General features: G+C 73.3%; 25 protein-coding genes. 14 read left to right on the top strand and 11 right to left on the bottom strand.

The genetic code is table 11. The features are described from left to right. The first annotated feature begins 303 nt into the window (after positions 1-303). From LIX60_RS17250 to LIX60_RS17220, 7 genes are all read left to right on the top strand, one after another. On the top strand, positions 304-693 hold the full coding sequence (locus LIX60_RS17250; protein ID WP_227959220.1) for a DUF6507 family protein: 390 nt from the start codon (positions 304-306) through the stop codon (positions 691-693). A 5-nt stretch (positions 694-698) separates the two neighbouring features. After that, positions 699-1,085 carry a hypothetical protein gene (locus LIX60_RS17245; RefSeq protein ID WP_227959219.1) on the top strand — a complete coding sequence of 129 codons (387 nt, stop codon included), beginning with the start codon at positions 699-701 and terminating at the stop codon, positions 1,083-1,085. Further along, positions 1,085-1,759, top strand: a complete 675-nt coding sequence (locus LIX60_RS17240) for a hypothetical protein (protein ID WP_227959218.1) — start codon at positions 1,085-1,087, stop codon at positions 1,757-1,759. Before LIX60_RS17245 ends, LIX60_RS17240 begins: the two co-directional genes overlap by 1 nt. 16 nt (positions 1,760-1,775) lie before the next feature. Further along, a complete protein-coding gene (locus LIX60_RS17235) occupies positions 1,776-2,237 on the top strand; it encodes a hypothetical protein (RefSeq protein ID WP_227959217.1) in 462 nt (153 codons plus the stop codon). Positions 2,238-2,245: 8 nt separating this feature from the next. Continuing rightward, positions 2,246-2,890 carry a hypothetical protein gene (locus tag LIX60_RS17230; RefSeq protein ID WP_227959216.1) on the top strand — a complete coding sequence of 215 codons (645 nt, stop codon included), beginning with the start codon at positions 2,246-2,248 and terminating at the stop codon, positions 2,888-2,890. Between the two features lie 235 nt (positions 2,891-3,125). Continuing rightward, complete coding sequence (locus LIX60_RS17225; RefSeq protein WP_227959214.1) at positions 3,126-3,662, top strand: hypothetical protein; 537 nt, start codon at positions 3,126-3,128, stop codon at positions 3,660-3,662. 112 nt (positions 3,663-3,774) lie between these two features. Then, positions 3,775-5,304: a DUF6177 family protein gene (locus tag LIX60_RS17220; RefSeq protein ID WP_227959213.1), complete on the top strand. Its 1,530-nt coding sequence runs from the start codon at positions 3,775-3,777 to the stop codon at positions 5,302-5,304. Positions 5,305-5,519: 215 nt separating this feature from the next. On the opposite strand, the gene LIX60_RS17215 is transcribed toward LIX60_RS17220, so the two are convergent. The 5 genes from LIX60_RS17215 to mshD form a co-directional block, all read right to left on the bottom strand. Next, positions 5,520-5,897 (bottom strand): VOC family protein, encoded by a 378-nt coding sequence (locus LIX60_RS17215; protein ID WP_227959211.1) that lies wholly within the window; start codon positions 5,895-5,897, stop codon positions 5,520-5,522. A gap of 110 nt (positions 5,898-6,007) precedes the next feature. Then, positions 6,008-6,406, bottom strand: a complete 399-nt coding sequence (locus LIX60_RS17210) for an NUDIX hydrolase (protein ID WP_227962805.1) — start codon at positions 6,404-6,406, stop codon at positions 6,008-6,010. 167 nt (positions 6,407-6,573) lie between these two features. Then, on the bottom strand, positions 6,574-7,956 hold the full coding sequence (locus tag LIX60_RS17205) for a CHAD domain-containing protein (RefSeq protein ID WP_308101490.1): 1,383 nt from the start codon (positions 7,954-7,956) through the stop codon (positions 6,574-6,576). 82 nt (positions 7,957-8,038) lie between these two features. Beyond that, positions 8,039-10,438 (bottom strand): RNA degradosome polyphosphate kinase, encoded by a 2,400-nt coding sequence (locus LIX60_RS17200; protein ID WP_374117870.1) that lies wholly within the window; start codon positions 10,436-10,438, stop codon positions 8,039-8,041. A 218-nt stretch (positions 10,439-10,656) separates the two neighbouring features. Further along, a complete protein-coding gene (gene mshD / locus LIX60_RS17195; RefSeq protein WP_227959209.1) occupies positions 10,657-11,586 on the bottom strand; it encodes a mycothiol synthase in 930 nt (309 codons plus the stop codon). Between the two features lie 244 nt (positions 11,587-11,830). Here mshD and LIX60_RS17190 point away from each other — a divergent pair, with 244 nt between their 5' ends. Continuing rightward, complete coding sequence (locus tag LIX60_RS17190; RefSeq protein ID WP_227959208.1) at positions 11,831-13,639, top strand: bifunctional UDP-sugar hydrolase/5'-nucleotidase; 1,809 nt, start codon at positions 11,831-11,833, stop codon at positions 13,637-13,639. A gap of 159 nt (positions 13,640-13,798) precedes the next feature. Here LIX60_RS17190 and LIX60_RS17185 read toward each other — a convergent pair whose 3' ends face one another. From LIX60_RS17185 to LIX60_RS17160, 6 genes are all read right to left on the bottom strand, one after another. Further along, positions 13,799-15,397, bottom strand: coding sequence for a HAMP domain-containing sensor histidine kinase (locus tag LIX60_RS17185; RefSeq protein ID WP_227959207.1), 1,599 nt, complete (start codon positions 15,395-15,397; stop codon positions 13,799-13,801). After that, positions 15,394-16,125: a response regulator transcription factor gene (locus tag LIX60_RS17180; protein ID WP_227959206.1), complete on the bottom strand. Its 732-nt coding sequence runs from the start codon at positions 16,123-16,125 to the stop codon at positions 15,394-15,396. Before LIX60_RS17180 ends, LIX60_RS17185 begins: the two co-directional genes overlap by 4 nt. Positions 16,126-16,290: 165 nt before the next feature. Continuing rightward, on the bottom strand, positions 16,291-17,424 hold the full coding sequence (locus LIX60_RS17175) for a S1C family serine protease (protein WP_227959204.1): 1,134 nt from the start codon (positions 17,422-17,424) through the stop codon (positions 16,291-16,293). A gap of 130 nt (positions 17,425-17,554) precedes the next feature. After that, on the bottom strand, positions 17,555-18,580 hold the full coding sequence (locus LIX60_RS17170; protein ID WP_039817960.1) for a LacI family DNA-binding transcriptional regulator: 1,026 nt from the start codon (positions 18,578-18,580) through the stop codon (positions 17,555-17,557). A gap of 24 nt (positions 18,581-18,604) precedes the next feature. Continuing rightward, a complete protein-coding gene (locus LIX60_RS17165) occupies positions 18,605-19,417 on the bottom strand; it encodes a response regulator transcription factor (RefSeq protein WP_227959203.1) in 813 nt (270 codons plus the stop codon). Continuing rightward, complete coding sequence (locus tag LIX60_RS17160) at positions 19,414-19,578, bottom strand: hypothetical protein (protein ID WP_227959202.1); 165 nt, start codon at positions 19,576-19,578, stop codon at positions 19,414-19,416. Before LIX60_RS17160 ends, LIX60_RS17165 begins: the two co-directional genes overlap by 4 nt. Positions 19,579-19,838: 260 nt before the next feature. Here LIX60_RS17160 and LIX60_RS17155 point away from each other — a divergent pair, with 260 nt between their 5' ends. The 6 genes from LIX60_RS17155 (at position 19,839) to LIX60_RS17135 (ending at position 25,029) form a co-directional block, all read left to right on the top strand. Next, positions 19,839-20,918 (top strand): alpha/beta fold hydrolase, encoded by a 1,080-nt coding sequence (locus LIX60_RS17155; RefSeq protein WP_308101487.1) that lies wholly within the window; start codon positions 19,839-19,841, stop codon positions 20,916-20,918. 191 nt (positions 20,919-21,109) lie between these two features. Continuing rightward, a complete protein-coding gene (locus tag LIX60_RS17150; RefSeq protein WP_043462777.1) occupies positions 21,110-21,373 on the top strand; it encodes a MoaD/ThiS family protein in 264 nt (87 codons plus the stop codon). Positions 21,374-21,383: 10 nt separating this feature from the next. Beyond that, positions 21,384-22,829 (top strand): hypothetical protein, encoded by a 1,446-nt coding sequence (locus LIX60_RS17145; RefSeq protein ID WP_227959201.1) that lies wholly within the window; start codon positions 21,384-21,386, stop codon positions 22,827-22,829. 63 nt (positions 22,830-22,892) lie between these two features. Then, positions 22,893-23,600, top strand: a complete 708-nt coding sequence (locus LIX60_RS17140; RefSeq protein ID WP_227959200.1) for a DUF2993 domain-containing protein — start codon at positions 22,893-22,895, stop codon at positions 23,598-23,600. 274 nt (positions 23,601-23,874) lie between these two features. Continuing rightward, positions 23,875-23,955 (top strand): putative leader peptide, encoded by an 81-nt coding sequence (locus LIX60_RS31950; protein ID WP_362475060.1) that lies wholly within the window; start codon positions 23,875-23,877, stop codon positions 23,953-23,955. Between the two features lie 234 nt (positions 23,956-24,189). Next, positions 24,190-25,029, top strand: coding sequence for a sulfurtransferase (locus LIX60_RS17135; protein WP_227959199.1), 840 nt, complete (start codon positions 24,190-24,192; stop codon positions 25,027-25,029). Positions 25,030-25,083: the final 54 nt, after the last annotated feature.

Here is a 25,083-nt window from a genome sequence, read left to right as displayed (position 1 = left end):
AGGTGCGGGGCGAGGGTGTGCAGGGTGCAGGGTGCAGGGGCCCGGAGCCACAGGGATCCGGCGGTACGGGAGTACGGCCTCGGGTGTACGGCCGCCGGGGCACCGATTGTCGGAGGCACGGGGGAGGATGACGGCCATGGGGGCAGAGCCGTCGGGACGCCGGTACGGGCTCAGCGGGGACGGGCCCGGCTGCGGACCGTGAACTCCCCCGGCAGCGGGCACCGTTGACACGACCGGGGCCGCGCGACGGGAACACGGCGGATGGCGGCAGAGGAACAGGACGACTGACGGGGGTTGGTTGGCATGACGGGCTGGGACATCACGCCCAGCGGGGTGGAGTCGGTGCTGTCGCAGGTGCGCACGGCGGCCGGCGATCTGAGCGAGGACATCTCGGCCTACGGCAAGAGCGTGCAGAGCGCGGCGGCGTCGGCGGGCACGATCAGCGGCCCGTACTGCGGTGACGCGCCCGCCGGACCGGTGGGTGCCGCGGTGGTGAACTTCGTCAACGACACCCAGTCACAGATCGTCTTCATGGCGGCCCGGACCAGGAAGACGATGGACGGCACGGTCAAGGCCGTCACCGAGTACCTGGAGGGCGACCTGGAGATGGCCGCCCGCGCACAGCGCGAGGCGGCCAAGGCGCCCACCCCGGCCGAACTCCGCGCCGTCACGGCGAAGAACGGCCAGGAGTAGCCGCCGTGATCGAACCGGGGATGATCCCGCAGTACACGGGCGACTGGGCGCAGTTGGAGAAGGACATCGCCGCGCTGCGCAAGAAGGCCGGCGGCATCCGCGGGGCGGGCGGCGACGTCCACTCCCGCTTCCAGGGTGTGTCCGCCCACTACAAGGCGCCCGAGGCGGGGCAGTTGCTCTCCTCCACGCTGCCGGTCAAGACCACCGCCGACGAGTTCGCCGACGACATCGAGGCGCTCGCCAAGGCCCTGGAGACGTTCGTCTCCGAGGCGAAGCCGCACGCCGACCGGCTCAAGCAGCTCAAGCAGAAGGCGTTCACCTTCGTGACGGCGTCGAGGGCGACGACGACTGGACCGACGACCAGGAGAAGGTCGACGCCCACCAGGCGCTGATGGACGGGGTGGCGGCGGCCCGCGAGGGCTTCCAGGAGGCCGAGCGCAAAGCCGCCAACACCATCAACGCGATCGGCCCGGCGATGTGCCGCCCGAAGTGGGTCGAGGACGACGGCAGCCACCAGCCCGGCATGTACGGCCAGAGCGCCGAGATGCTGAAGGGTGTCGAGGACCTCCCCTGGGGCAGCCCGGAGGGGCGCACCTACGAGCGCTGGAGCCTGGAGTGGTGGGGCCACGGGGCCAAGAGCTGGGTGTGGGACGGCATCGTCGTCGACAGCATCTGGGGCGGCGTCGAGGGCATCGGCACACTGCTCGGCTACGACGGCGCGGAGGCCGCGGGGCAGGCGTGGGACGGTCTGCGGCGCACCTTCGTCGGCGCGTACGCGTACGGCATGGACTGGGCGGGGCGGCCCAGGGGATGGCACACCGGACGGAACGACACCGCCTGGAGATGCCACCCGGCCCGATGTCCTGCCGGACATCGACCCCAGTCGTTACAGCAGGGTGGACAACCACTTCGCCCAGGAGTTCTCAGGTCCGCTGAGGCCGGACCAGGAAGCGGGTCTTCTCGCCGAACTCGGCCGCGCGAAGATGCCCGCTGCGGACCAGCAGAAAGTCCTCCACACCCTGCGGAAGGACCCTTATGGGGCAGCTGTTGCCGAGCTGCTCAATAGAGGACACCTTCGAGAGTTGGACAACTACGGCAAAATCCTCGACATGTGCAAGCAGGGAGCATCGAGGAGGCATCCGGACAACAGCATGGTACCGGCCGCCTACATGGCACTGACCCATGCCACCGAACTTCAGAATCGGGGAATTACTCGCCTGGGGTTCGAACTCGACACCGACACATTCGACCTCGACGTATACACACGCAACCCCGACGGAACAGTCGATTACGGATATCAACTCAAAGACGTGAATACAATCCAGGGAATCAAGAACGCCACCAGGAAGTCCGCAGACCAACTCAAGGGCGGCGACACCAGTCACCGCGTCGCAATACTTGATGTACATCAGCCCATGCCGGCGCTTACCCCCAGAGCATTCGCACAGGCCGAATACGCTGCACGTCGATCCGATAGCACGTTCCTTCTCCGCTTCGAAGACGGGGCCATCACAATCCCTCCGAACGGCTCCATCTTCCCTTAAGGAAAACCATGTCAACCCTGATGCGCGCACCGAAGGAATGCGGTTCCTGGTTCTGGGACCTTGAAGAGACGGCCCCACCCGGGCTGGAATCAGCAATGAAAACGGCAGAGACCATGGCAGGAGTACTAAAAAGACTGGGCCTGCTCTTTCCGTACAGGCTCGAATATGACTGGTACGTTCTCGATTCGGGCTACACAGGAGTGGGGAGCACACTTTCCGTATCGACCGCGCTAGACACCCCGGATGTTCTCGCGAGGCTGCGCGGCAGTCGGCCCACCGCGTTTCCCGACGCACAGATCGACGACGTGCATGTCGTGGGTTCCGGAACCTGGATCGATGCGGCGGGAAATTCCCACAGGGAACCGCGGTTGCTTGAACTCTCCGTCTCGCCGCAACCCATCGGGCTGGCGGCCACGCTTGCTGTGCACCACGACGTCTGGAAGTGGTACGACTTCTTCGGGCGTCCACACCCCGAGGTGTACAACCGGAACGCTCCCCGACTCGCACAGGCCCTGCGGGAACTCAACTCCGTTCTCGGTGTGGAACCGGAGCCAGGAGAGCCCACCATCTTCGGAGCCGCAACGGAACTTGGCATCGACACGCCAGATCCCTATGACGACGGTTCAGGACCCGACGTCTCACACAGATTGTGAGCACTGGTCCATCGAGGACGGTTCCGAGGATTGCTACGGGCAGCAGGGGCTCCGGGCCGGAGCACGTCACGGAGGCATCGCTTTTCCACCATTTTTGCCCGGGTGAGTACTGCAGCCAGGAGGTTCAACCATGTCGACTTTGATGCGAGCGCCACGAGCGTGCGGTTCATGGCACTGGGAGCTCGATGATGTCGTCCCTTCCGGCCTCGAATCGGCATTGACCGTCTCTGCGAGAATGACCAAGGCACTGAACGACCTCGGTCTGCTTTCTCCCATCATGCTCGAATATGGATGGTTCGTACGCGGCTGCGGGAGCGTCGGAGTGATCAACAGGCTGATCCTCGGCTCGCCGATCGATGACCCGAGCGTTCCCGGCAGAGTGCTGGGAAGCCGCCCGTCGGCGTTCCCCGATGCGCAGCTCAATCACTTCGACGTCATCGGTTCCGGGACATGGTTCGACGCGACGGGAAAGTCGCGCAGGGACCAACTGGTGGAACTTACCGTCTGGATATACAAAGCGGGAATGTCGGCCAGGATCTCTGTGCACCACGACATTTGGAAATGGTTCGACTTCACCGGGCGGCCGCATCCGGAGGTCTACAACCGCAATGCTCCCCGGCTCGCCGAGGCGCTGCGAAAACTCAATGCGGTACTCGGCGTGGAACTGGAGACCGGGGAAACGACCTACTACGGCACCCCGATGGAATCGGGGATCGTCACGCCCGATCCGGACGAGAACGGCATGGGGCTGGATGTCACGGACCTGATGTGATCGCCTCCGGTCCGTCCGCGGCCGGTGGCGACCGTTGTTGCCGCTGCGCGGCGGCCGGCAAGGCCGTCTCCCGCCGTCTCGCCCTCTCGCCCCTTCTCACGGAAGGCACCCGATGACTCAGGACGTCATTGCCCTCACCCCCCGGATGCCGGATGTCAAGACGCTGCTGGCCGGGCTGTACGCCGGTGGGCCCGATCTGCGCGTGGACCGGGCGGCGGGTGGGTCGGTTGTGCAGTTGTGCGCGGACGATGGCCAGGTGCTGGTGTCGCTGGAGGCGCCTCGCTACGTGCAAGTGCCGGGTGAGACCGGGAGGTTACTCGGCGTGGAGGCGTCCGCCGACGGTCCCGTGTGGTGGACCGAGGTGCGGGCGCTCAGCACGTCCGGGGAGGCCGGGCGGCTGGCCGGGTCCGTGGCCGGGCGGCTGACCGCCGTGCTCGGGGGGACGACCTGGCCTCGGGACGCCGCGCACACCGGAGTCGTGGCCGTGCCCGCGCAGCCCTCCGGCCCCGCCGAGTCCTCCGTTGCCGGGGGTTCGGCGGACGAGGGCGGGGTGGGCGGGTCCGGTGCTGCCGGGGTCGACGTGCTCACCGCGCGGGCCGCCGTCGTCATCCAGGACCGGCCCGTCGTGGCCGCCGCCACCTGGCTCACCGAGGTCCTGGGTGCGGCCGCGCGGGCGGAGCGCGAGGTGCAGATCCTCACCCCGCCCGGCACCCGGCTGACCCTGGCCGCCCGCACCCTGCTGGCCCGGCTGCCCGCGCGCTGGGTCGTGCGGGACGAGGAGTGCGGCTACTACGACGGGCTCTCCGGGACCGTGCTGAGCTGGCGGGACGGCGGAGAGGATCAGGGCGGCCACTTCCGTCCGGCGACGTCGGGACCGGATGACCGCCCCCGCATCGCTCGCGCCTTCGCGGCCCCCGTCCGGGCCGGTTCGGCCGCGGCGGACGCCTCCGTTGACGAGGGTGACGGTGCGGGACTCGGCGGCGGTGAACAGCAGTTGCTGCTGTCCCTCCGGACCGTCCACCCCGCCACCGGGGAACTGCTCCTCGGCGGCGCGCTGGAGACGGCTTGGCAGGTGCTGACCGGGGCCCCGCCCGCCGGATGGTCCACCGCCGAACCGGTCAATCTGCCGTGGTCACGGCGGCAGTTGACGGAACTGGCGCGCGGGCGGGCCCGGGAGGGGCTGCCCAGCTGGATCACGGCGGTGGGCCATCGGGACCGCCCGGCGCTGGCCACCGTGCGCGTCGGCCACTCCCCGCTCGGCGTCGAGGAGCACATCACGCTCGCCCTGGGGTACTCCGCCGGGGAGGCCCCGCCCGTGGATTCCCTGCGCGAGTTGGCCAAGGCCCTCGCCACGCGGCACCACCTCGCCACGATGCTGGTCCAGCTCCGTGCGGCCCGTGCGGATCTGACCACCCCGGCGCACTTCGAGCCGGCGCCCGTGCCGGTGTCGTTCACACTCGGCGCGGACGCCGTTCACGAACTGGGGATCGACCGCGCCCTCCGCGCTCCCGCCCCCGCGCACCCCACCCGGCTCGGGCCCTCGGTCCGCCCGGCGCTGCACTACGTCCTCGGTGGCGGCGGCGATCCGGCGGCAGGCGGCGAGGCGCTGCAGCGGCTGTACCGGCATCTGAGGACCGGATGAGCCGGCCTTCGGGGACTTCGTTGTCCGAGAGATGTACGCCGCGCCCCCTGTAGTCCGGTTTTCCTGCCGCGTGTGCGGACGTCCTGGTGCCGGACCGGTCGCGGTGAATGCCAGCCACCGTGCGTGATGCGCAGGGTGGGTTGCGGCCACGGTCTCCTCGTGAGTGCACGCCCCGCGTTGATGACCGGCGGTCGCGGTGTCCGCGCTGTTTCCCGTCAGTCCCGGACGAGGCAGAAGGGGTGTCCCGCCGGATCGGCGAAGACGCGCCAGCTCCGTTCTCCGCCGCCGTCATCGAGCAGGGTGGCGCCCCGGGCGAGGGCGTCCTCTTGGGCCCGGTCCAGATCCTCGACCCCCAGGTCGAGGTGGAACTGCTGGGGGTGAGCGGGGTCCGGCCACCGCGGCCGCCGATGGTCTTCCACGCGCTGAAAGGCCAGGACGAAGCCGTCCTCGGTGTGGAGTGTCGCCCAGTCGTCGTCGAGCGACCAGCGGGGATCCGGCTGGTTCACCGCACCGCCGATGAGCGACTGGTAGAACCGGGACAGCTCGACGACATCGGCGCAGTCCAGCACCACGCACTGCAGCTTGGCCACCATCCGGGCAGCGTCTCACGACAGCTGGAGTACGAGGGGCAGGACCGTCGAATACCCCGTTCGCCACCGTGTTCGTCGCCGCTCCTTGCGGCGCGTGGGGCCAGGTGTCTCCGTCAGACCGGATCGAGCGTGGTCAGCAGGGCGTCGACCAGGGTGCGGTCGTGTTCGTGGGTGAGGCGGGGGCGGGCGGCCTCGGGCTTGAGCCAGAGGAGGCGGTCCACCTCCGGGTTCGGGACGAAGCGTTCGCCCGGTCCCACCTCCGCCGCCCAGTAGCGGACTTCCTTCGGGCGGCCGCTGACCGTGTAGCGCACGGTGGGCAGTGCGGGGCCCGGCTCGCAGGCCATGCCCGTCTCCTCGGCGACCTCGCGCAGCGCGGCGGTCAGGGCCGATTCGCCCGGGTCCAGCTTGCCCTTGGCGTGCGACCAGTCGTCGTACTTGGGGCGGTGGACCAGGGCGATCTCGATGCCGCCCCCCGGGGCGCGCCGCCACAGCACGCAGCCGGCGGCTCGGATGGTGACACCGCCGGTCCGTTTGGGCTGCGGCTCGGTGGCGGGTCCGTGCCCCGGCTCGGGTTCGTGTGCCGGTTCGGCTGCCGGGGGGGTGTGCTCCTGCCCGTGCGAGTGTTCGCCCGGCTGCCCGTCCGCCCGCCGGGGCGTGCCGCCGTGGTCCTCGTCGCCGTTCATAACGCGCCCGTCGCCTGTCGCTGCCAGATACGGCCGAAGACTAGACGAGCCGCTTCCACCTCGTGCCGCTGGTCCGCGTGGAGCACCCCCAGCGCGTAGGCGGTGGCCGGGGCGATCCGCGGGGTGCGGGCCGCGGCGGCGGCAGCGGCCGCGGCCTCGGCGGCGTCCCGGTGCTGTTCCAGCGCCTGGCCAGCGCTCCGCAGAGTCTCCGCCACGGGGTGCGCGCCGGAGTGCGGCGGTACCTCGTACGCCCCTGCCCGGTCGAGCACTTCCTGCGCGTACCGGCAGAGCCGCACCAGCAGCCGTACCCGGTGCCACCGGGCGTCCTGCCGTTCGGCGGCGGGAGGTGCGTCGGCCGAGCCGGTGGCGGCCAGCGCGTGGGTGAGCGCCTCCGCGTTGTACGGGTGGGACGCGCGGCTCAGCGGCAGTGACTCGACGGCCTCGCCGAGCCGCCGGTACGCCGCCTCCGCCAGGGGCGGCAGCACCTCGTGGGCCGGCCGCCCGGCGGTGTCCGGGGCGAGCGGCACCTCGGAGGCCAGCAGCGCTATGGCGTCGGCGACCGCGTGGAAGCGGGAGGAGCCGAGAGCCTGGAGCGCGGCGGAGTGCGCGCGGGTCCGGGCGAGCGTCAACTGCCGTTCCAGCAGCGCCCCGGCGCGGGCGGCGCCCATGGTGAGCGTGCCCCTGGCGGAGGTCCCGGCGGACGCGGTGCCGCCTCCGCTGCCGCCTCCGCTGCCACCGTTGCCGCTTCCGCGCTGCGGTCCGACGAGCGGCGCGGCCGGGTCGTTCCGGCCGGTCGTTCCGGCGCCCGTCGGCGCCGCTTCCGCCCCGGTGGCCGGTCCGCTGCCGTCGGCGGGTCCGCTCCCGTACGCGCTCCCCGTCCCCGCGTCGTTGCCGTAGGCCGCGACGGAGATCCGGCCGGTCCCGCGCGGCCCGGCGGTCTCCGTGCCCGCGGCCTCGGCGCCCTCTTCCTCCGCGCCGGTGGCGTCCGCCGCCCCCGCGCCGCCCGACAGCCGCTGCAGGGCGCCGCGCAGCCGCTCCAGCCGCTCGGCGTAGCCGTGTTCGCGGGCCAGCGTCGTCGACAGCCAGGTCAGTTCGGCGGAGAGCGGGTCGGCCCATCCGGTGTCGGTGAGGGCCCGGTAGGTGTGCAGCGCGCCGCCGATGCGCCGTGCGGAGCGGCGCATCTGGAGCAGGGCCTCGACGGCTTCCTCCGCGTCGGAGCCGCTCTCCCGGTGCAGCCGCAGGCTGCGCAGGAACTCCGCGGCCTGCGCGTGCAGATACGCCGACAGCACCTCGCCGGCCGTGCGGTCGGTGAGCCCGGGGCCGCTGAGTCCGTGGCCGGTGAGCCCGCCGCCCGCCGGCCCGCGGCCCGCCGTGATCACGGCGGGTCCTCCCGGCACGGGGAGGCCGGCCGCGGGGGGCGGCCCGGCCGGGCCGTGGGCGCGGGTGGTGCCACCCGTGGGGTCATGTCGCTGGGCCACGCCGGCGCCTCCGGGCGTCGATGAGCATCTCCTGTACGTTCCGCAGCGGCTGTCCCTCCGTGTCCACCGCGTGCCGGGTCCAGTTGCCGTCCGGGCCGAGGTGCCAGGAGGCGGTGTCGTCGGACATGCCGGTCTCGAGCAGCCGGCTGAGCGACTCGCGGTGGCCCGGGTCGGTCACCCGCACCAGGGCCTCGATCCGCCGGTCCAGGTTGCGGTGCATCATGTCGGCGCTGCCGATCCAGACCTCGGGGTCGCCGCCGTTGCCGAAGACGAAGACCCGGGAGTGTTCGAGGAAGCGGCCGAGGACGCTGCGCACCCGGATGTTCTCGGACAGCCCGGCGACGCCCGGCCGCACGGCGCAGATGCCGCGCACCCAGACGTCGACCGGCACGCCCGCCCGGGCGGCCCGGTAGAGGGAATCGACGAGGACCTCGTCGACGATCGAGTTGACCTTGAACCGGACGGAGGCGGGCCGCCCCGCCCGGTGGTGCGCGATCTCCCGGTTGACGCGCTGCACCAGGCCGTCGCGGAGCGAGGTGGGCGCGACGAGCAGCCGGCGGTAGCTCTCGCGGCGGGAGTAGCCGGAGAGCCGGTTGAAGAGGTCCGAGAGGTCGGCGCCGACGTCCGGGTCGGCGGTGAGCAGCCCGAGGTCCTCATAGAGCCGGGCGGTCTTGGGGTGGTAGTTGCCGGTGCCGACGTGCGAGTAGCGGCGCAGGGTGTCGCCCTCCTGGCGGACCACCAGGGAGAGCTTGCAGTGCGTCTTCAGCCCGACGAGGCCGTAGACGACATGGCAGCCGGCCTCCTCCAGCTTCCGCGCCCACTTGATGTTGGCCTGCTCGTCGAAGCGTGCCTTGATCTCGACGAGGACGAGTACCTGCTTGCCGGCCTCAGCGGCGTCCGCGAGGGCGTTGACGATCGGCGAGTCGCCCGAGGTGCGGTAGAGCGTCTGCTTGATCGCGAGGACGTCCGGGTCCTCGGCCGCCTGTTCGAGGAAGGCCTGCACGGAGGTGGAGAAGGAGTCGTACGGGTGGTGCAGCAGGACGTCCCGCTCGCGCAGCGCCCCGAAGATGTCGGGCGCGGACGCCGACTCCACCTCGGCGAGGTCCCGGTGGGTGCCCGCCACGAACTTGGGGTACTTCAGCTCCGGCTTGTCCAGGGCGGCTATCCCGAAGAGGCCCGTGAGGTCCAGCGGGCCGGGCAGCGGGTGGACCTCCGCCTCGGTGATCTTCAGTTCGCGGATCAGCCGGTCGAGCACGTCGGGGGCCATCGACTCCTCGACCTCCAGCCGCACCGGCGGGCCGAAGCGGCGGCGCATGAGCTCCTTCTCCAGCGCCTTCAGGAGGTTCTCGGCGTCGTCCTCCTCCACCTCCAGGTCCTCGTTGCGGGTCACGCGGAACATGTGGTGGGAGAGCACCTCCATGCCCGGGAAGAGCTCCTCCAGATGGGCCGCGATCACGTCCTCCAGCGGCACGTACCGCTGCGGCGAGACCTCCTGGAAGCGGGAGAGCAGCGGCGGCACCTTGACCCGCGCGAAGTGCTCGTGGCCGCTGACCGGGTTCCGCACCACGACGGCCAGGTTGAGGGAGAGGCCGGAGATGTACGGGAAGGGGTGCGCCGGGTCGACCGCGAGCGGGGTCAGCACCGGGAAGATCTGCTGCCGGAAGAGGGTGAGCAGCCGGGCCTGCTCCGCCTCGGTCAGCTCGCGCCAGCGGATGAGGTGGATGCCCTCGTCGGCGAGGGCGGGCAGCACGTCCTGCTGGAAGCAGGCGGCGTGCCGGGCCATGAGCTCGCGGGAGCGGGTCCAGATGAGGTCCAGCACCTCGCGGGGCTGGAGGCCGGAGGCGGAGCGGGTGGCGACGCCGGTGGCGATACGGCGCTTGAGGCCGGCGACCCGCACCATGAAGAACTCGTCCAGGTTGCTGGCGAAGATCGCGAGGAAGTTCGCCCGTTCGAGCAGCGGGGTGGCCGGGTCCTCGGCGAGTTCGAGCACCCGCTCGTTGAAGGCGAGCCAGCTGCGCTCGCGGTCCAGGAAGCGGCCCTGCGGGAGTTCGGCGGCCGCCTCGTCGTCCTCCTCCCAGGTGTCCGGGTCGCCGTCGAGGTCCGGGTCGAGGTCGGAGGCCGCGGCGGGGACGACGGCGGTGGGGCGGTGCGCGGCGATGGAGCCCACGGACGGCTGGGGGCGCGCCTGGGGTTCGGCGGCGGCCCCCGGGCCGTCGGTGGCGGCCGGGGCGGTGGTGGCCGGGGTGGTCCGGGCCGATTCCTGGGCGCTGGAGTCGTTCATGTCCCCATTGTTCCGCGACGCGGTGGGGACCGGCTCGCCGGAAGGCGGTCGGGCGGCGCGGGAGGGCCGCCGGTGGGGGGCCGTCGGAACAGCGGGCTGCATTCGGCGATGCTCGCAAGCGAGTTTGAATCACCGGTAACGGCCACATGGCGGACAGGCAAGCGCGGGCCCTCACGGAGGTGGCCGCGGCCCTGCCCGGGCCGGGAGGCGGGGGCCGCGGCCGTACGGGCCGGGGCCGGGCCGGAGGCGGGGACCGGAAGCCCCCGGGGACCGGAGAGGTCCCGTGCCGCCCGTACCGGCCCCGGCGCGGGCGGGACCCGTCAGGTCTCCGTCCGGTACATCAGGTCCGTCTCGTGGACGGTGAACCCGAGGCCCTCGTAGACGCCGACGGCCGCGGTGTTGTCGGCGTCGACGTAGAGGAGGACGGCGGGCAGCCCGCGGGCCGCCAGGTACCGCAGGCCGGTCAGGGTGAGGGCCTTGCCGAGGCCGCCGCCCTGCGCGTCCGGGGCGACGCCCACGACGTACACCTCGCCGAGTTCCTCCGCTCGGTGGATCTTCGTCCAGTGGAAGCCGACGAGGCGGCCGTCGCGCTCGGCGAGGAAGAAGCCCTCCGGGTCGAACCAGTCCTCGCTCTTGCGGTCGTCGAGGTCCCGCTGGGTGAGCGAGCCCTGCTCGGGGTGGTGGGCGAAGGCGGCCGCGTTGACGGCCAGCCAGGCCGCGTCGTCCTCGCCCGGCCGGAAGGTGCGGACGGTCACGCCCTCCGGCAGCCGGGGCTCGGGGAGGGCATCGCCGGTCAACGGGCGGCGCATCTGCCGGAGTTCGCGGAAGAGGGTCAGGCCCAGCGCCTTCGCGAGATGGCGGGCGGCGGGGTGGCCGCCGTGCGCCCAGACGCGGAGGCGCTGCCCGGTGGCCGTCAGCAGCGCCCGGCCCAGCGCCCGGCCGTGGCCCTGCAGCCGGTGGGCCGGGTGGATCACCATTTCGGCGGCGGGCGCCTCCACGGGGTCGGCGCCGTCCAGTTGGGCGTAGCCGGCGAGCGTGCCCCCGTCCGTCTCGCGGAGCAGGAAGTGCCGGACGCCCTCGCGCGGGCCCCCGCGGAGATTGAGCCGCCCCTGTTCGGACACCGCCTGGCGGCCGTCCTCGAGCGCCGCCCCGTCGATCAGTTCCCGTACCTCGGTGAGCAGTCCGGGCGGCACCTCGTCGACCATGTCGATCGTGCGGCCCGCGCCCACACCGTTCATCACGTCGCTCATGCGCCGAGCCTACGACGCGGCGCTCCGGCCCGCCGCAGGGCCGCACGCCGTTGCCGTACGCCGTGGCCGTGCCCCGGCCGCCGCGGGCCCACCGCACCGCCGCCACGGCCGCCCCCGCCGGCGCCGCACCGCCGCGGCACCGGGCCGCAACCCGCTCGTTACCCGACCGGCCCTGACACGCTACGCGCGTTGACCGTAGGCTGCGACGCACCGCATCGGTCTTACAGCCTGTGAAGGGGAACTCATGCCAGCCTCATCCCAACGGCGCCGCCGTGTGCGCCGGTTGACCGCAGGGACGGCCGTCCTGGCCGCCACGGCCGGGGTGCTGTCCGCCGCCGTGCCGGCCGGCGCCCACAGTGGTGACCGCGGCCGGCCCGGCCACAGCAGGACCGTCGACGTCCAGTTGCTCTCGTTCAACGACTTCCACGGCAACCTGCAGCCGCCGGCCGGCTCCTCCGGGCAGGTCACGCACGTGCGCGAGGACGGCACGACGGAGAAGACCGACGCGGGCGGTGTCGAGTACCTGGCGACCTCGCTGCGCGAGGCCCGCAAGGGCAACCGCTACAGCGTGACCGCCGCCGCCGGCGACATGGTGGGCGCCAGCCCCCTGCTGTCCGGCCTGTTCCACGACGAGCCGACCATCGAGGCGATGAACAAGGTCGGCCTGGACGTCGCCGGTGTCGGCAACCACGAGTTCGACGAGGGCCGCGCCGAACTGACCCGGCTTCAGAACGGCGGCTGCCACCCGGAGGAGGGCTGCTTCGAGGACGGCAAGGAGTTCGAGGGCGCCGACTTCCCGTACCTCGCGGCGAACGTGACGGACGAGAAGACCGGCAAGCCGGTGCTCAAGCCGTACACGATCTGGAAGCGCGGGGGCGTCCGCATCGGCTTCATCGGCGTGACCCTGGAGGGCACCCCGGACATCGTGTCGGCGGAGGGCGTCAAGGGCCTGAAGTTCCACGACGAGGCCGAGACCGTCAACAAGTACGCCCGGGTGCTGGAGCGCAAGGGCGTCAAGTCGGTCGTCGCGCTCATCCACGAGGGCGGCTCCCCGGCGAGCCCGGCGTACAACTACGACTGCGACAGCCCCGGTCCGGGCGACGGCATCTCCGGGCCCATCGCGGAGATCGCCGGGAAGATCACCCCGCGAGTGGACGCGCTCGTCACCGGCCACACCCACCAGGCGTACGCCTGTACGATCCCCGACCCGTCCGGCACCCCGCGCACGGTCACCTCGGCCGCCTCGTACGGCAAGCTCTACACCGACACGACGCTGACCTACGACCGGCGCACCCGCGACATCGTGCGCACCGGCGTCAGCTCCGCCAACCACGTCGTCCGCCGCGACCAGCCCAAGGCCGCCGACATGACCGCGCTCATCGAGCGCTGGAACACGATCGCCGCCCCGGTCGCCAACCGGCCCGTCGGCCACATCGCCACCGACATCCCCGGCCGCGGCGCCGGCACACCCGAACTCCCGCTCGGCGACCTGATCGCGGACGCCCAGCTGGAGGCCATGGCGCCCGCGGACAAGGGCGGCGCGGAACTCGCCCTGATGAACCCGGGCGGCATCCGCTCCGACCTGGCGTACGCCGCCTCCGGGAGCGAGGGCGACGGTGTGGTGACCTACGGCGAGGCCTTCACGGTGCAGCCGTTCACCAACATGCTCACGGCCGTCGACCTGACCGGCGAGCAGCTCCTGACCGCGCTGCGGCAGCAGGTCAGCGGCTCCAACGAGGCGTCCCCGAAGATCCTCCAGATCTCGGAGGGCCTCACCTACACCCTCGACCTGACGCGGTCGGGCGCCGACCGCATCGTCACGGACTCGGTGCGGCTGAACGGTGAGCCGATCGACCCGCAGCGCACCTACCGGGTCGCGATGAACGAGTTCCTGGCCGGGGGCGGTGACGGCTTCGCGGTCTTCAAGGAGGCCACGGACAAGTACGTCGGCAACTCCGACCTCGACGCCTTCACGGCGTACCTGGGAGCGCACTCCTCGGCGGAGGCGCCCCTCGCGCCGCCGAAGGCGGACCGGATCACGGTCGTGCAGTAGTACGCGTGCGGTGGCGCGGTGGCCCGGTGGGCCGCGCGCGGCCGGTGCGAGCGGCCGGGCGGGGAGCTTCCCCGCCCGGCCCTCCGCGTTCCACCGCCCGCCGGCCGCGCCCGGCTTCGTGGTCCCGCACCCCGCGGGGCCGGCGGGGAACGCGCCCGGCTACTCCGCCGTCCCGGGCGGCGGATGCGGGGCGCCCGGCAGCCGTACGGCCGCCACCGTGCCGCCGCCGGGCGCCGGACGCAGCGCCACCTCACCGCCGGACTGCCGGACGGAGCGGTCGACGATGGACAGCCCGAGCCCCGATCCGGGCAGCCCGCGCGCCGAGGGCGAGCGCCAGAACCGTTCGAAGACGTGCGGCAGCTCCTCGGCCGGCACCCCCGGGCCGTGGTCGCGCACCGTCAGCTCGCCGCCGGACAGCGCCACCTCCACCTCGCCGCCCGGCGGGCTGAACTTCACCGCGTTGTCGAGCAGGTTGACCACCGCGCGCTCCAGCGCGGCCGGCTCGGCCCGTACGTACCAGGGCGCCAGGTCCGTCACGATCGCGATGCCGGAGCCGCGCAGCCGGGCCCGTTCCACCGCCCGCGCGGCGATCTCGTGCAGCCCGACCACCTCCGGCGGTCCGCTGCCCGCCACGGCGTCCGGCCGGGCCAGCTCCTGGAGATCGCCGATGAGCGCCCCCAGCTCCGTCATCTGGGCGCGCACGGAGGCCAGCAGCGCGCGGCGGTCCTCCGCGGGAATCGCCCGGCCGGTCTCCTCGCTCCGGACGAGCAGGTCGACATTGGTCCGCAGGGAGGTCAGCGGGGTGCGCAGCTCGTGTCCGGCGTCGGCGATGAGCTGCTGCTGCCGGTCGCGTGAGGAGGCGAGGGCCGCGGTCATCGCGTTGAAGGAGCGGGACAGCCGGGCGATCTCGTCCCCGCCCTCGGCCGGGATGCGGACCGCCAAGTCCTCCGTCCTGGCCACGTGTTCGACCGCGCCGGTGAGCCGGTCCACCGGTTTGAGACCGGTGCGCGCGATCCACAGACCCGCCGTGGCCGCGCCCAGCACGCCGATCCCGGCCACGGCGGTGAGCAGCAGCGCCAGCGTGTCCAGCGGCTCCTGGATCTCGCTCAGCGGCCGGGACACGGAGACCGCGTAGCCGGTGACGCCCTCCCCCGGGCCGGGCCGTTTGGTCAGCACCCGTACGGGCTCACCGCTCTCGGTCACGCCGTCCCGCAGGACCGTGTCCCGGGTGCCGGCCGCGACCTCGGTGTCCTCGGGCTCGACCCGCACGGGGCGGGAGTTGAAGCCCACGCAGCGGCGGCCGTCGTCCGTGACGACCTGGCCGTAGGCGATGCCGGGGAGCGTGCGCTCGTTCGTCGGGGGGTCGGTGGACTCGCAGTCGCGGACGGTCTGGGCGATGTAGGTCGGCGGGACGTTGACGTTGCGCAGCGAGGCGTCGAGCTGGGAGCGGAGCTGGTCCCGGGTGAGGAACCAGCAGGCGAAGGCGGACACGGCGACGGCGACGGCCACCGCGACCGCCGTCAGCAGCGTCAGCCGGGTGCGCAGAGGAAGGCGGCGGACCGTACGCCCCGGACGCCGGCCGGGCGGCGGGCCGGACGGCGGGCCGGACGGCGGAGCCGACGGCGCGACGGGCGGCGGAGCAGCGGGCACGGGCGGAAGCGGCGGCGCCGGGGCGGGCCGGGCGGCGGGCTCCGGGGCGCCCGGGCGGTCGGGGCCGGAGGAGCCGGAGGGGCTGCCGGGGCGGTCCGGGGTGGTCATGACGCTCCGTTGTCGCCGCGCAGGACGTAGCCGACGCCCCGCACGGTGTGGACGAGCCGCGGCTCACCGGCCGCCTCCGTCTTGCGCCGCAGGTACATCACGTACACGTCCAGGGAGTTGGACCCGGGTTCGAAGTCGAACCCCCAGACGGCCTTGAGGATCTGCTCCCGGGTGAGGACCTGCCGGGGGTGCGCGAGGAACATCTCCAGCAGGGTGAACTCCGTGCGCGTCAGTTCGACCCGCCGCCCGCCCCGGGTCACCTCGCGCGTGCCGAGGTCCATCCGGAGGTCGCCGAAGGTGAGGACGTCGGACGGCTCCTCCCCCGCCCCGGCCATCGCGGCCGCGTACGAGCTGCGGCGCAGCAGGGCCCGTACGCGGGCCAGCAGTTCGTCCAGCTCGAACGGTTTGACGAGGTAGTCGTCGGCGCCCGCGTCCAGGCCGGTCACGCGGTCGCCCACGGTGTCCCGGGCCGTCAGCATGAGGATCGGCACCGTGCTGCCCGAGGCCCGGAGGCGGCGGGCGGCGGTGAGGCCGTCCATGCGCGGCATGAGCACGTCGAGCAGCACCAGGTCCGGCTCGTACGCCCCGGCCTTGGCGAGGGCGTCGAGACCGTCGACGGCGGTCTCCGTGCCGTACCCCTCGAAGGCGAGGCTGCGGCGGAGCGCGTCGCGCACGGCGGGCTCGTCGTCGACGATCAGGATGCGGTGGTCGCCTTCGGCGGGGCTCATCGACGCGCTACCTCACGGGGTGTACGGCAGGAGCTGGACGGGACGGGGACGGACGGCACGGGGGTGTCCGGCGCCGGGGTGCCCGGCACCGGCGTGCACGGCACGGGTCTCAGACTCGCACGGCCGCCGCCCTCCGGCGGGCCGCGCCGGCTCCCGCGGCGGCCGTCAGCCGCCGGAACCGGACCTCAGCTCGTCCATGATCTCCTGCACCTCGTTGATCGGGATGGCGAAGCCCAGCCCCACGCTGCCCGCGCTCGCCGAGCTGCCGGCGGCCGTGCTCGGCGCGTACATGGCCGAGTTGATGCCGATGATCCGGCCGTTCATGTCGATCAGCGCCCCGCCGGAGTTGCCCGGGTTGAGCGAGGCGTCCGTCTGCAGCGCCTTGTACGTCGTGGTGTCGGAGCCGACCTCGCCGTTGTACTCGCCGCCGCCGAACTCGAACGGCCACCGCTCGCCCCCGCCGTACGGCCGCTGCTGCTCGCCGTCGTCGCGCCGCACGGTGACGTCGCGGTCCAGGGCGGAGACGATGCCGCTGGTGACCGTGCCGGTGAGTCCCTCCGGGGAGCCGATGGCGACGACCTGGTCGCCGACCTTCACCCCGTCGGAGTCGCCCAGCCGGGCGGCCTGCAGCCCGCTGACGTCCTGAGCCTTCAGCAGCGCCATGTCCAGGTCCGGCTCGGTGCCGACGACCTCGGCGGACGCCGTCTTCCCGTCGCTGAACACCACCTCGACGGAGGAGGCTCCGGAGATCACATGGTTGTTGGTCAGGATCTCGCCGTCGGAGGTCGTGACGACCCCGGAGCCGGTGGACTCCCCGGAGGGGGAGGTGGCGCGGATCTCGACGACGCTCGGCCGGACGGCTTCGGCCACGGAGGCGACGGTGCCGTCCAGGGCCTTGGCGGCGTTGGTCCGGGCGACGGCCGTGGTGGCGGTGTTCCTGCCGCCGTCCGTCAGCTCGCCGGCCGCCCAGCCCGTTCCGCCGCCGATCACACCGGCCACGACGGCCACGGCGGCGAAGAGGCCGACGGGCCCGCGGGCACGGCGCCGCCGGTGCCCGGCCCGGGTCACGGGCTCCGGCGGCCCGGCCGGGGCGGCGGAGGAGACCGGAGCGGGCGGCGCGGGCGGCGGAGGCGGAGCCCCCGGGTCTCCGTGACCGCTGCCACTGGCGGACGCGGTGCCGGAGGGCCATACGGTGGCACCGTCCGGGGTGACGAAGGGCGCGTGCGCGGGCCGCTCCGGAACGGGCGCCCCGGAGGGCGTGGACTGCGGCTGCTGCGGGTGGGTGCGGTTCTCATCCATGCCTCCGACGGTGCGGCGCGAAGATGAGAATGCGATGAATACGTCCTGAGAAGCCCGGCAGAAGCGCGTATGCCCGACATAAGGACCCGGGCCGCCGGGCCGGAGCCCGGCCCCCGCGGTGCGGCGGGTCCTACCCCTCGCAGCCGCAGGAGCGCCGGACGACCAGCCGGGACGGGAACTGCCGCAGCCGCTCCCGCCGCGAGCCCGCGACGCGGAGCCCGTCGTCCAGCACCAGATCGACCGCCGCCCGCGCCATCGCCGGGCGGTCCGAGGCGACCGTCGTCAGCGGCGGATCGGTGAGCCCGGCTTCCTTCACGTCGTCGAAGCCCGCGACGGCCAGTTCGCCCGGCACGTCGATCCGCAGCTCGCGGGCGGCCCGCAGCACGCCGATCGCCTGGTCGTCGACGGCGCAGATGATGGCGGGCGGCCGGTCCGGGCCGGCCAGCAGCTCCAGGGCCACCTTGTAGGCGTCGTAGCGGTTGTACGGGGCCTGGAAGAGCCGGCCCTCGGTGGAGCGGCCGGCCTCGGCCATGGCCCGCCGCCAGCCCTCGACGTGGTCGGTGACCGGGTCGCCGACCACCGGCGTCGTCTCGACCCCGCCGAGGCAGGCGACGTACGGATGGCCGTGCTCCAGCAGGTGCCGGGTGGCGAGCTGCGCGCCGCCCACGTCGTCGGTGACCACGGCCACGTCGTCGATGGCGTCCGGCCGGCGGTGCAGCAGCACCACCCGGGCGTCCCAGGCGTCGATCTCGGTGGCCGCGTGCTCGCTGGGGCCCTGGCTGATGAGGATCAGCCCGGAGACCCGCATCCCGAGGAAGGCGCGGAGGTAGTGCACCTCGCGCTCGTCCAGGTAGTCGGAGTTGCCGACCAGGACCATCTTTCCGCGCTCGGCGGCCGCCTGTTCCACCGCGTGTGCCATCTCCGCGAAGAACGGCTGCCGGGCGTCGGGCACGATGAGCCCTATGAGGTCGGTACGGCGGCTGGCCATCGCCTGGGCGACGCGGTCCGGCCGGTAGCCGAGCTCCTTGATGGCGGCGAGAACCCGCTCGCGCGTGGCCGGGGCGACCGGCCTCGGTCCGTTGTTGATGACGTAGCTGACCACCGCGGTCGAGGTCCCCGCCAGTCTTGCCACATCGTCACGCGTCACCTTGGCCACGCGCGGCAGTCTACGCGGGCCACCTCACCCCTTGGCCGCCCCGGCGGAACGCGGGCCCGCGGCCTCGGCGGCGCCCGCGCCGGCGGACCCCCCGGCCTCCGTGCCCTGCCCCGCGCCCTTCTTGGCCTCCGCCTTCGCCTTGGCCTCCTCCGCGGCCCGCTCGACCTTCTCCGGGACGACGAAGCGGTAGCCGACGTTCCGGACGGTGCCGATCAGCGACTCGTGCTCCGGGCCGAGCTTGGCGCGCAGCCGCCGTACGTGCACGTCGACGGTGCGGGTGCCGCCGAAGTAGTCGTAGCCCCAGACCTCCTGCAGGAGCTGGGCGCGGGTGAAGACCCGCCCCGGGTGCTGGGCGAGGTACTTCAGCAGCTCGAACTCCTTGAAGGTGAGGTCGAGCACCCGGCCCTTGAGCTTGGCGCTGTACGTCGCCTCGTCGACGGAGAGGTCGCCGTTGCGGATCTCCATCGGGCTGTCGTCGCCGGTGAGCTGCTGGCGGCCGGTGGCCAGCCGCAGCCGGGCCTCCACCTCGGCGGGGCCGGCGGTGTCGAGCAGGACGTCGTCGACGCCCCACTCGGCCGTGACGGCGGCGAGCCCGCCCTCCGTGACCACGAGGATCAGCGGGCAGCCGGGGCCGGTGGAGCGGAGAAGCTGGCAGAGGGAGCGGACCTGGGGAAGATCGCGCCGCCCGTCGACGAGGATCACGTCGGCGCCCGGGGTGTCCACCAGGGCGGGCCCCTCGGCGGGGGCCACGCGGACGTGGTGCAGCAGCAGACCGAGGGCGGGGAGCACTTCCGCGGACGGCTGGAGCGCGTTGGTCAGCAGCAGGAGAGAACTCATCGCCGGCCCCCTTCGAGCGGGGTGGTCATCGGTGTCGTCGCTGTCGTCGTGGCCCGATCGGCCTCGGTGGCCGGAACGGCCGGGGTGTCGGTGGCCGGAACGGCCTGGATATGGTGCCCGGCCGAGCGGGCCTTCCGGTTCCGCGATGTGCGCTTGCCCATGACGTCGGTTCCTCCTCGGTCCCTGCGAGGACGTGAGCGGCACTGCTCTGTACTGCTACGTACTGCTGAGTACTGCTCCGTACTGCCGGATACTCGTATCGCACCGTGCCGCTCGCCTCGCCGCGGCAACGCTCCGTACGCCCCGTCTCCCGTCTCCTCCCGGGCACGGACCGGGGAGCTCCGTGCCGGACGTGCCCGAATGCACGAAAGGACCCGGGGGCGTCGCTGCCCGGATCCTCATGCACAGCAGAATAGCCCACATGACGGCGGAACCGGAGGCCCAGTTCGTACGGATCGGTGTTTCCCCGATCACCTCGCGTGGCGGGCGGGGCCCTGTTCAGGGGCTTCGCCGGGCCACGCTGCTGACCGACGACGGGGTACCGATCGAGGCCGCGTACCGGCCCGCCCGGCGGTCCGCGCACGGGCCGCTCGGCAGTGCGGGCGGGTCCGTGAGCGGGGCCGGGGAGGAGGACGGGCCCGCTTCCGGGGACGGCGGCGGGGCCGCGGGCCCGCCCGGGCAGCGGCCCGCGGACGGACCGGTGATCGTCGTCGCGCACGGCTTCACCGGCTCCCTCGGCCGCCCCGCCGTCCGGCGGGTGGCGGAGGTCCTCGCCGGGCACGCGGCCGTGGTCACCTTCTCCTTCCGGGGGCACGGCCGCTCCGGCGGACGCACGACCGTGGGGGACCGCGAGGTGCTGGACCTCGCCGCCGCGGTGCGCTGGGCCCGCTCGCTCGGCCACCGCCGGGTGGCGACGGTCGGCTTCTCGATGGGCGGCTCGGTCGTCATCCGGCACGCAGCGCTGTACGGGCCGAACGCGCCGGCGGACGGACCGGTGCCGGGCCTGCCGGGCCTGCCGGGTCGGCCCGCTTCCCCGGGTCCGCCCGGTCCGCCCGGAGCCGCGGGCACGGAGCACGACCGGCGCATGGAGCACGACCGGCGCACGGAAGCGCGCACGGACGCGGTCGTCGCCGTGAGCGCCCCCGCACGCTGGTATTACCGGGGCACCGCGCCCATGCGCCGGGTCCACTGGGTGGTGACCCGCCCCGCGGGCCGCCTCGTCGGCCGCTACGGACTGCGCACCCGGATCGACACCCGGGACTGGGACCCGGTGCCGCTGTCCCCCGTCGGTTCCGTGCCGCTCATCGCGCCGGTGCCGCTGCTCGTCGTGCACGGGGACCGTGACGCGTACTTCCCGGTGGACCACCCGTACTCCCTGCTGGCGGCGGCCCCCTCCCCGGACGCGGTGGAACTCTGGCTCGAACGCGGCATGGGCCACGCGGAGAACGCGGTCGCGCCTCCCCTGCTGCACCGCATCGCCGGCTGGCTCGACAGCCGCTGACCGGCCGGAATCCGGGCTCCGGGCCCCGGTGGCGGGACGGGAGCCGGGTGCCGGGGCGGCTGAGCGCGGAGGGCGGGGCGTCCGCCCGAGGGGTGCGCCGGGCCGGCACCGGGGCTCCCTCGCTTAGATTTGACGGGCGGGGCCGGGCCGGGCGCCGCCCGCGAGACAGCGACAGGACAGAGGGAGCCGTCATGGCCGCAGCAGGGACGATCCGCTACTGGGCGGCGGCCAAGTCCGCCGCGGGTACCGCCGAGGAGCCGTACGAGGCGGCCACCCTCGCGGAAGCCCTGGAGGCGGCACGGCAACGGCACAGCACGCGGCCGGAGTTCGCACGGGTACTGCTCAGCTGCTCGTTCCTGGTGGACGGCAACCCGGTTGGCCTCCGCGGCCACGACACGGTCACACTGACCACGGGCGGCACGGTCGAGGTGCTCCCCCCGTTCGCAGGAGGGTGAACACCACAGCATGACCGACCAGCCCCAGGGGCCGTACGACCCGTACGACCCGTACGCAGCCCGCGGTCCCCGCCCCTCCCCGGACCACCGCCCCGCGCCCGGACCGTACGGCGACCCCGGCACGCAGGGCGCCCCGCCGGCCGGCGGCCCCGCGGCCCCCTACGACCCGGGGGCGCGGCCCCCCGGCCACGTCCAGGGCCACGGAGCACACCCCGGCCACGGAGCACACCCCGGCCAGGGCCACGAGCCCGGCCCGGGCCGGGCAGAGGTGCGGGGGCAGGCCCCCGGCCGGCAGGGCTGGAGCGGGCCGGGCCCGCTGCCGCCCGAACAGCCCGCCCCGTACGGAACCACCCCCGCCGCGGACGGCTACGGTCCTCCGGCCGACGGGTACGGCACCGCCGCGGGCGGCTACGGCCCGCCGGCCGACGGCTACGGCCCTCCCGCGCACGCGTACGGCACCCCTGCGGGCGGCTACGGCTCCGCCGCGGGCGGGTACGGCGGCCCGCACGCATCCGGCCCCTACAGCGCCACCCCGTACAGCGCCGGCCCCTACAGCGCCGCCCCGTACGCCCCCGGAGCGGGCACCGGAGCCGGCCCCGGGTCCCGGCAGGGCCCCGGCCCCGCTGCCCCCGCGGGCTCCCCCGCCGCACCGCATCCCGGGCAGCCGCCCGCCGGCCGTCCCGAGCCGGCGCTCACGCCGGCTCAGCGCGCCCGCGCCGAGGGCCGCTCGCCGATCATCGCGCCCGGTCTGCAGCCCGCCCTGATCACCGCCGCGCTCGCCGCGCTGATCGCGCTGGCCGCGTCCGTCGCCCGGCCGGCCCTGGCCGTCCCCGTCATCCTGCTCCAGGCCGTCACGGCGGCGGGCTGGTACCGCCTGAACGGCATGTGGCCGGCCCGCCAGGGCATCGCCCTCGCGTTCGCGGGCGGCCTGACCGCCGACGCGGCGCTGCTCGCCACGGACCGCGGTGACGCCGCGACCGTGGCCCTCGGCACGCTCGGGGTCTGGTTCCTCCTCGTCCTCGTGCTCCAGCTCCGCAACCACAGCTCGCCGGACGAGCGGCTGTACGCGCTGACCGCCGGGGTGGCGTCCAGCGCGCTCGCCGTTCTCGCGGGCGGTTATCTCGCCGCGGCCGCGTACTCCGGTGACGCCGTCGTCGTCGGGGCGGCGGCGGTGGCCGCCGCGGCGGTCGTCCGCGCGCTGCCGCTGCCCTCCCCGCTGCGGCCCGCCGCCGCGCTGGCCGCGGCCGCCGCGGCGGGCTTCGGCGCGGGCCAGTGGGCGGGTGACGGGACGGCCGGTGCACTGCTCGGCGCCGTCGCCGGTCTCTGCGCGCTGATCGGGCTGCGGGTGGCGAGCTACGACTATCCGTCCCGGTTCGTGCACCTGACCGCCGGGGTCGCGCTGCCGCTCGCCGCCGCGGCTCCCGCCGTGTATGTGCTGAGCCGGACGCTCGGTTGACCGTCCCGCCCCTCACGTTAGGCTCGCGCGAAACGGGTGGATCTCTCTCTGGGGTGGAAACGGATGCGCGCACTGCGAATACTGCTGATTCTCACGGTGGTTCTCGGCGGGCTCTTCGTGGCCGCCGACCGGCTCGCGGTCAATCTCGCCGAGTCGGAGGCCGCCTCGAAGATCAAGAGCAGCCAGGGCCTCACCGGGGAACCCCAGGTGTCGATCGAGGGGTTCCCCTTCCTGACGCAGGTCGTGGGCAAGGAGCTCGACGAGGTCGAGGTCACCATGGACGGCATGACGGCCGAGGCGAACGGCCAGTCCGTGCGGCTCAGCAGCATGACCGCGCAGCTGCGCGACGTGGCCCTGGAGAACAACTTCTCCTCCGCCACGGCCGCCACCGCCTCCGGCGCCGCGTCGATCGAGTACGCGGACCTCTCCAAGCTGGCCGAGGAGGGCATCACCATCGGCTACGGCGGCAAGGACGACGCCGGCAAGCCGCAGGTGAAGGTCTCGGCGAGCCTCGAACTGCCCACCGGGCAGTCCTTTGAGCGCAGTGTGGTGAGCACGGTCTCCGTCGCCGGCGGAGACACGATCAAGCTGCGCGCCGAGGAGATCGCCACCGACGGGCTGCCCGGGGTGGAGCAGCTGGTGCGCAGCCGGATCGACATGGAGCGGAAGATCTCCGGCCTGCCGCGGGGCCTGGAGCTGGAGTCGGTCGAGCCGACCGAACAGGGCATCGACATCACGTTCAAGGGCAGCCAGGTGGCGCTCGCGGGCTGAGGCCCGCCGCGCCCCGCACCACCGGGGCGGCGGGCACGGCCGTCACGGCCACCCGCCCCGGAGATCCGAACCCACCACAGTCGCACGCACGTTCACCGACCGTCCCGAAAGCCGAGACGGCGGTGTCCGCGCCCCGGAAAGCCCCGCCCCACCCGGCCGCGCCGCACGTCACCGGGTCTCCCCCGGGGCCCACCATCCCACATCACGGACTTTTCCATCTCGCCATATGACACGCCGGTGACACGACCGGCCACGGCTCCCTACGATCGGGCCCATGAAGCGACAGGCGGATCTCACGAAGCGGCGGGCAGTCGACCTGTGCCGTGTCGCCGCCATGCTGTGTCGCTCTCTCTGAGCGGGTGACCACTCCCGTTTCCCCGGCCTCGCAGGCCCTCCCCGCCCCCCCGGGGCGCAGGACCGCGTGCCGTCCGGCCGCCGACCGCCCCCGCGCGAGCGCCGGTCCCGCACCTCCGCACCCCGCGAACGAGCGAACCAGCGCCACCCGGATTCCCACAGCCGCCCCGGAGCTCCCGGCCCCGGGGCGCGTACCACCCCGAACCGCCCCGAACTGCCCCGGAGGAGAAGACACATGAGCCGCAACGACGTTCTGGTGGACGCCGATTGGGTCGAGGCCCACCTCGACGACCCCGAGGTCGTCATCGTCGAGGTCGACGAGGACACCTCGGCGTACGAGAAGAACCACATCCGGAACGCCATTCGGATCGACTGGCAGAAGGACCTCCAGGACCCGGTCCGCCGCGACTTCGTCGACCAGGCCGGCTTCGAGAAGCTGCTCTCCGCCAAGGGCATCGCCAACGACCACACCGTCGTCCTCTACGGCGGCAACAACAACTGGTTCGCGTCCTACGCCTACTGGTACTTCAAGCTCTACGGCCACCAGGACGTCCGCCTGCTCGACGGCGGCCGCAAGAAGTGGGAGCTGGACTCCCGCGACCTGGTCACCGCGGTCCCGGAGCGCCCCGCCACCGAGTACCGGGCCAAGCCGCAGGACAACTCGATCCGGGCCTTCCGCGACGACGTCGTCGCCGCGATCGGCGCCAAGAACCTGGTCGACGTCCGCTCCCCCGACGAGTTCAGCGGCAAGCTGCTCGCCCCGGCGCACCTGCCGCAGGAGCAGTCGCAGCGCCCCGGCCACGTGCCGAGCGCCCGCAACATCCCGTGGTCGAAGAACGCCAACGACGACGGCACCTTCAAGTCGGACGAGGAGCTGAAGGCCCTCTACGAGGCGGAGGACGTCGACCTCTCCCAGGACACCATCGCCTACTGCCGCATCGGTGAGCGCTCCGCCCTCACCTGGTTCGTGCTGCACGAGCTGCTGGGCCAGGAGAACGTCAAGAACTACGACGGCTCCTGGACCGAGTACGGCTCGCTCGTCGGCGTGCCGATCGAGCTCGGCCCCGCCAAGTAACCATCGGGCCCCGCCCGTTCGGCACCCGAGGGTGCCGTACCCCATCGACCGGAG

Source organism: Streptomyces sp. S07_1.15, assembly GCF_020739505.1.
Classification (GTDB): domain Bacteria; phylum Actinomycetota; class Actinomycetes; order Streptomycetales; family Streptomycetaceae; genus Streptomyces; species Streptomyces xinghaiensis.
The sequence above is the reverse complement of the archived record's forward strand: the minus strand, read 5'-3'. Positions and strand labels throughout refer to the sequence as shown.

Coding starts and splice junctions, on each gene's coding strand:
- LIX60_RS17250 (WP_227959220.1), top strand. CDS start 304: ATGACGGGCTGGGACATCACGCCCAGCGGGGTGGAGTCGGTGCTGTCG.
- LIX60_RS17240 (WP_227959218.1), top strand. CDS start 1,085: ATGGACGGGGTGGCGGCGGCCCGCGAGGGCTTCCAGGAGGCCGAGCGC.
- LIX60_RS17230 (WP_227959216.1), top strand. CDS start 2,246: ATGTCAACCCTGATGCGCGCACCGAAGGAATGCGGTTCCTGGTTCTGG.
- LIX60_RS17225 (WP_227959214.1), top strand. CDS start 3,126: ATGACCAAGGCACTGAACGACCTCGGTCTGCTTTCTCCCATCATGCTC.
- LIX60_RS17220 (WP_227959213.1), top strand. CDS start 3,775: ATGACTCAGGACGTCATTGCCCTCACCCCCCGGATGCCGGATGTCAAG.
- LIX60_RS17215 (WP_227959211.1), bottom strand. CDS start 5,897: ATGGTGGCCAAGCTGCAGTGCGTGGTGCTGGACTGCGCCGATGTCGTC.
- LIX60_RS17200 (WP_374117870.1), bottom strand. CDS start 10,438: ATGCAGCCCGCTGTTCCGACGGCCCCCCACCGGCGGCCCTCCCGCGCC.
- mshD (WP_227959209.1), bottom strand. CDS start 11,586: ATGAGCGACGTGATGAACGGTGTGGGCGCGGGCCGCACGATCGACATG.
- LIX60_RS17190 (WP_227959208.1), top strand. CDS start 11,831: ATGCCAGCCTCATCCCAACGGCGCCGCCGTGTGCGCCGGTTGACCGCA.
- LIX60_RS17185 (WP_227959207.1), bottom strand. CDS start 15,397: ATGACCACCCCGGACCGCCCCGGCAGCCCCTCCGGCTCCTCCGGCCCC.
- LIX60_RS17180 (WP_227959206.1), bottom strand. CDS start 16,125: ATGAGCCCCGCCGAAGGCGACCACCGCATCCTGATCGTCGACGACGAG.
- LIX60_RS17175 (WP_227959204.1), bottom strand. CDS start 17,424: ATGGATGAGAACCGCACCCACCCGCAGCAGCCGCAGTCCACGCCCTCC.
- LIX60_RS17165 (WP_227959203.1), bottom strand. CDS start 19,417: ATGAGTTCTCTCCTGCTGCTGACCAACGCGCTCCAGCCGTCCGCGGAA.
- LIX60_RS17160 (WP_227959202.1), bottom strand. CDS start 19,578: ATGGGCAAGCGCACATCGCGGAACCGGAAGGCCCGCTCGGCCGGGCAC.
- LIX60_RS17155 (WP_308101487.1), top strand. CDS start 19,839: ATGACGGCGGAACCGGAGGCCCAGTTCGTACGGATCGGTGTTTCCCCG.
- LIX60_RS17150 (WP_043462777.1), top strand. CDS start 21,110: ATGGCCGCAGCAGGGACGATCCGCTACTGGGCGGCGGCCAAGTCCGCC.
- LIX60_RS17145 (WP_227959201.1), top strand. CDS start 21,384: ATGACCGACCAGCCCCAGGGGCCGTACGACCCGTACGACCCGTACGCA.
- LIX60_RS17140 (WP_227959200.1), top strand. CDS start 22,893: ATGCGCGCACTGCGAATACTGCTGATTCTCACGGTGGTTCTCGGCGGG.
- LIX60_RS31950 (WP_362475060.1), top strand. CDS start 23,875: ATGAAGCGACAGGCGGATCTCACGAAGCGGCGGGCAGTCGACCTGTGC.
- LIX60_RS17135 (WP_227959199.1), top strand. CDS start 24,190: ATGAGCCGCAACGACGTTCTGGTGGACGCCGATTGGGTCGAGGCCCAC.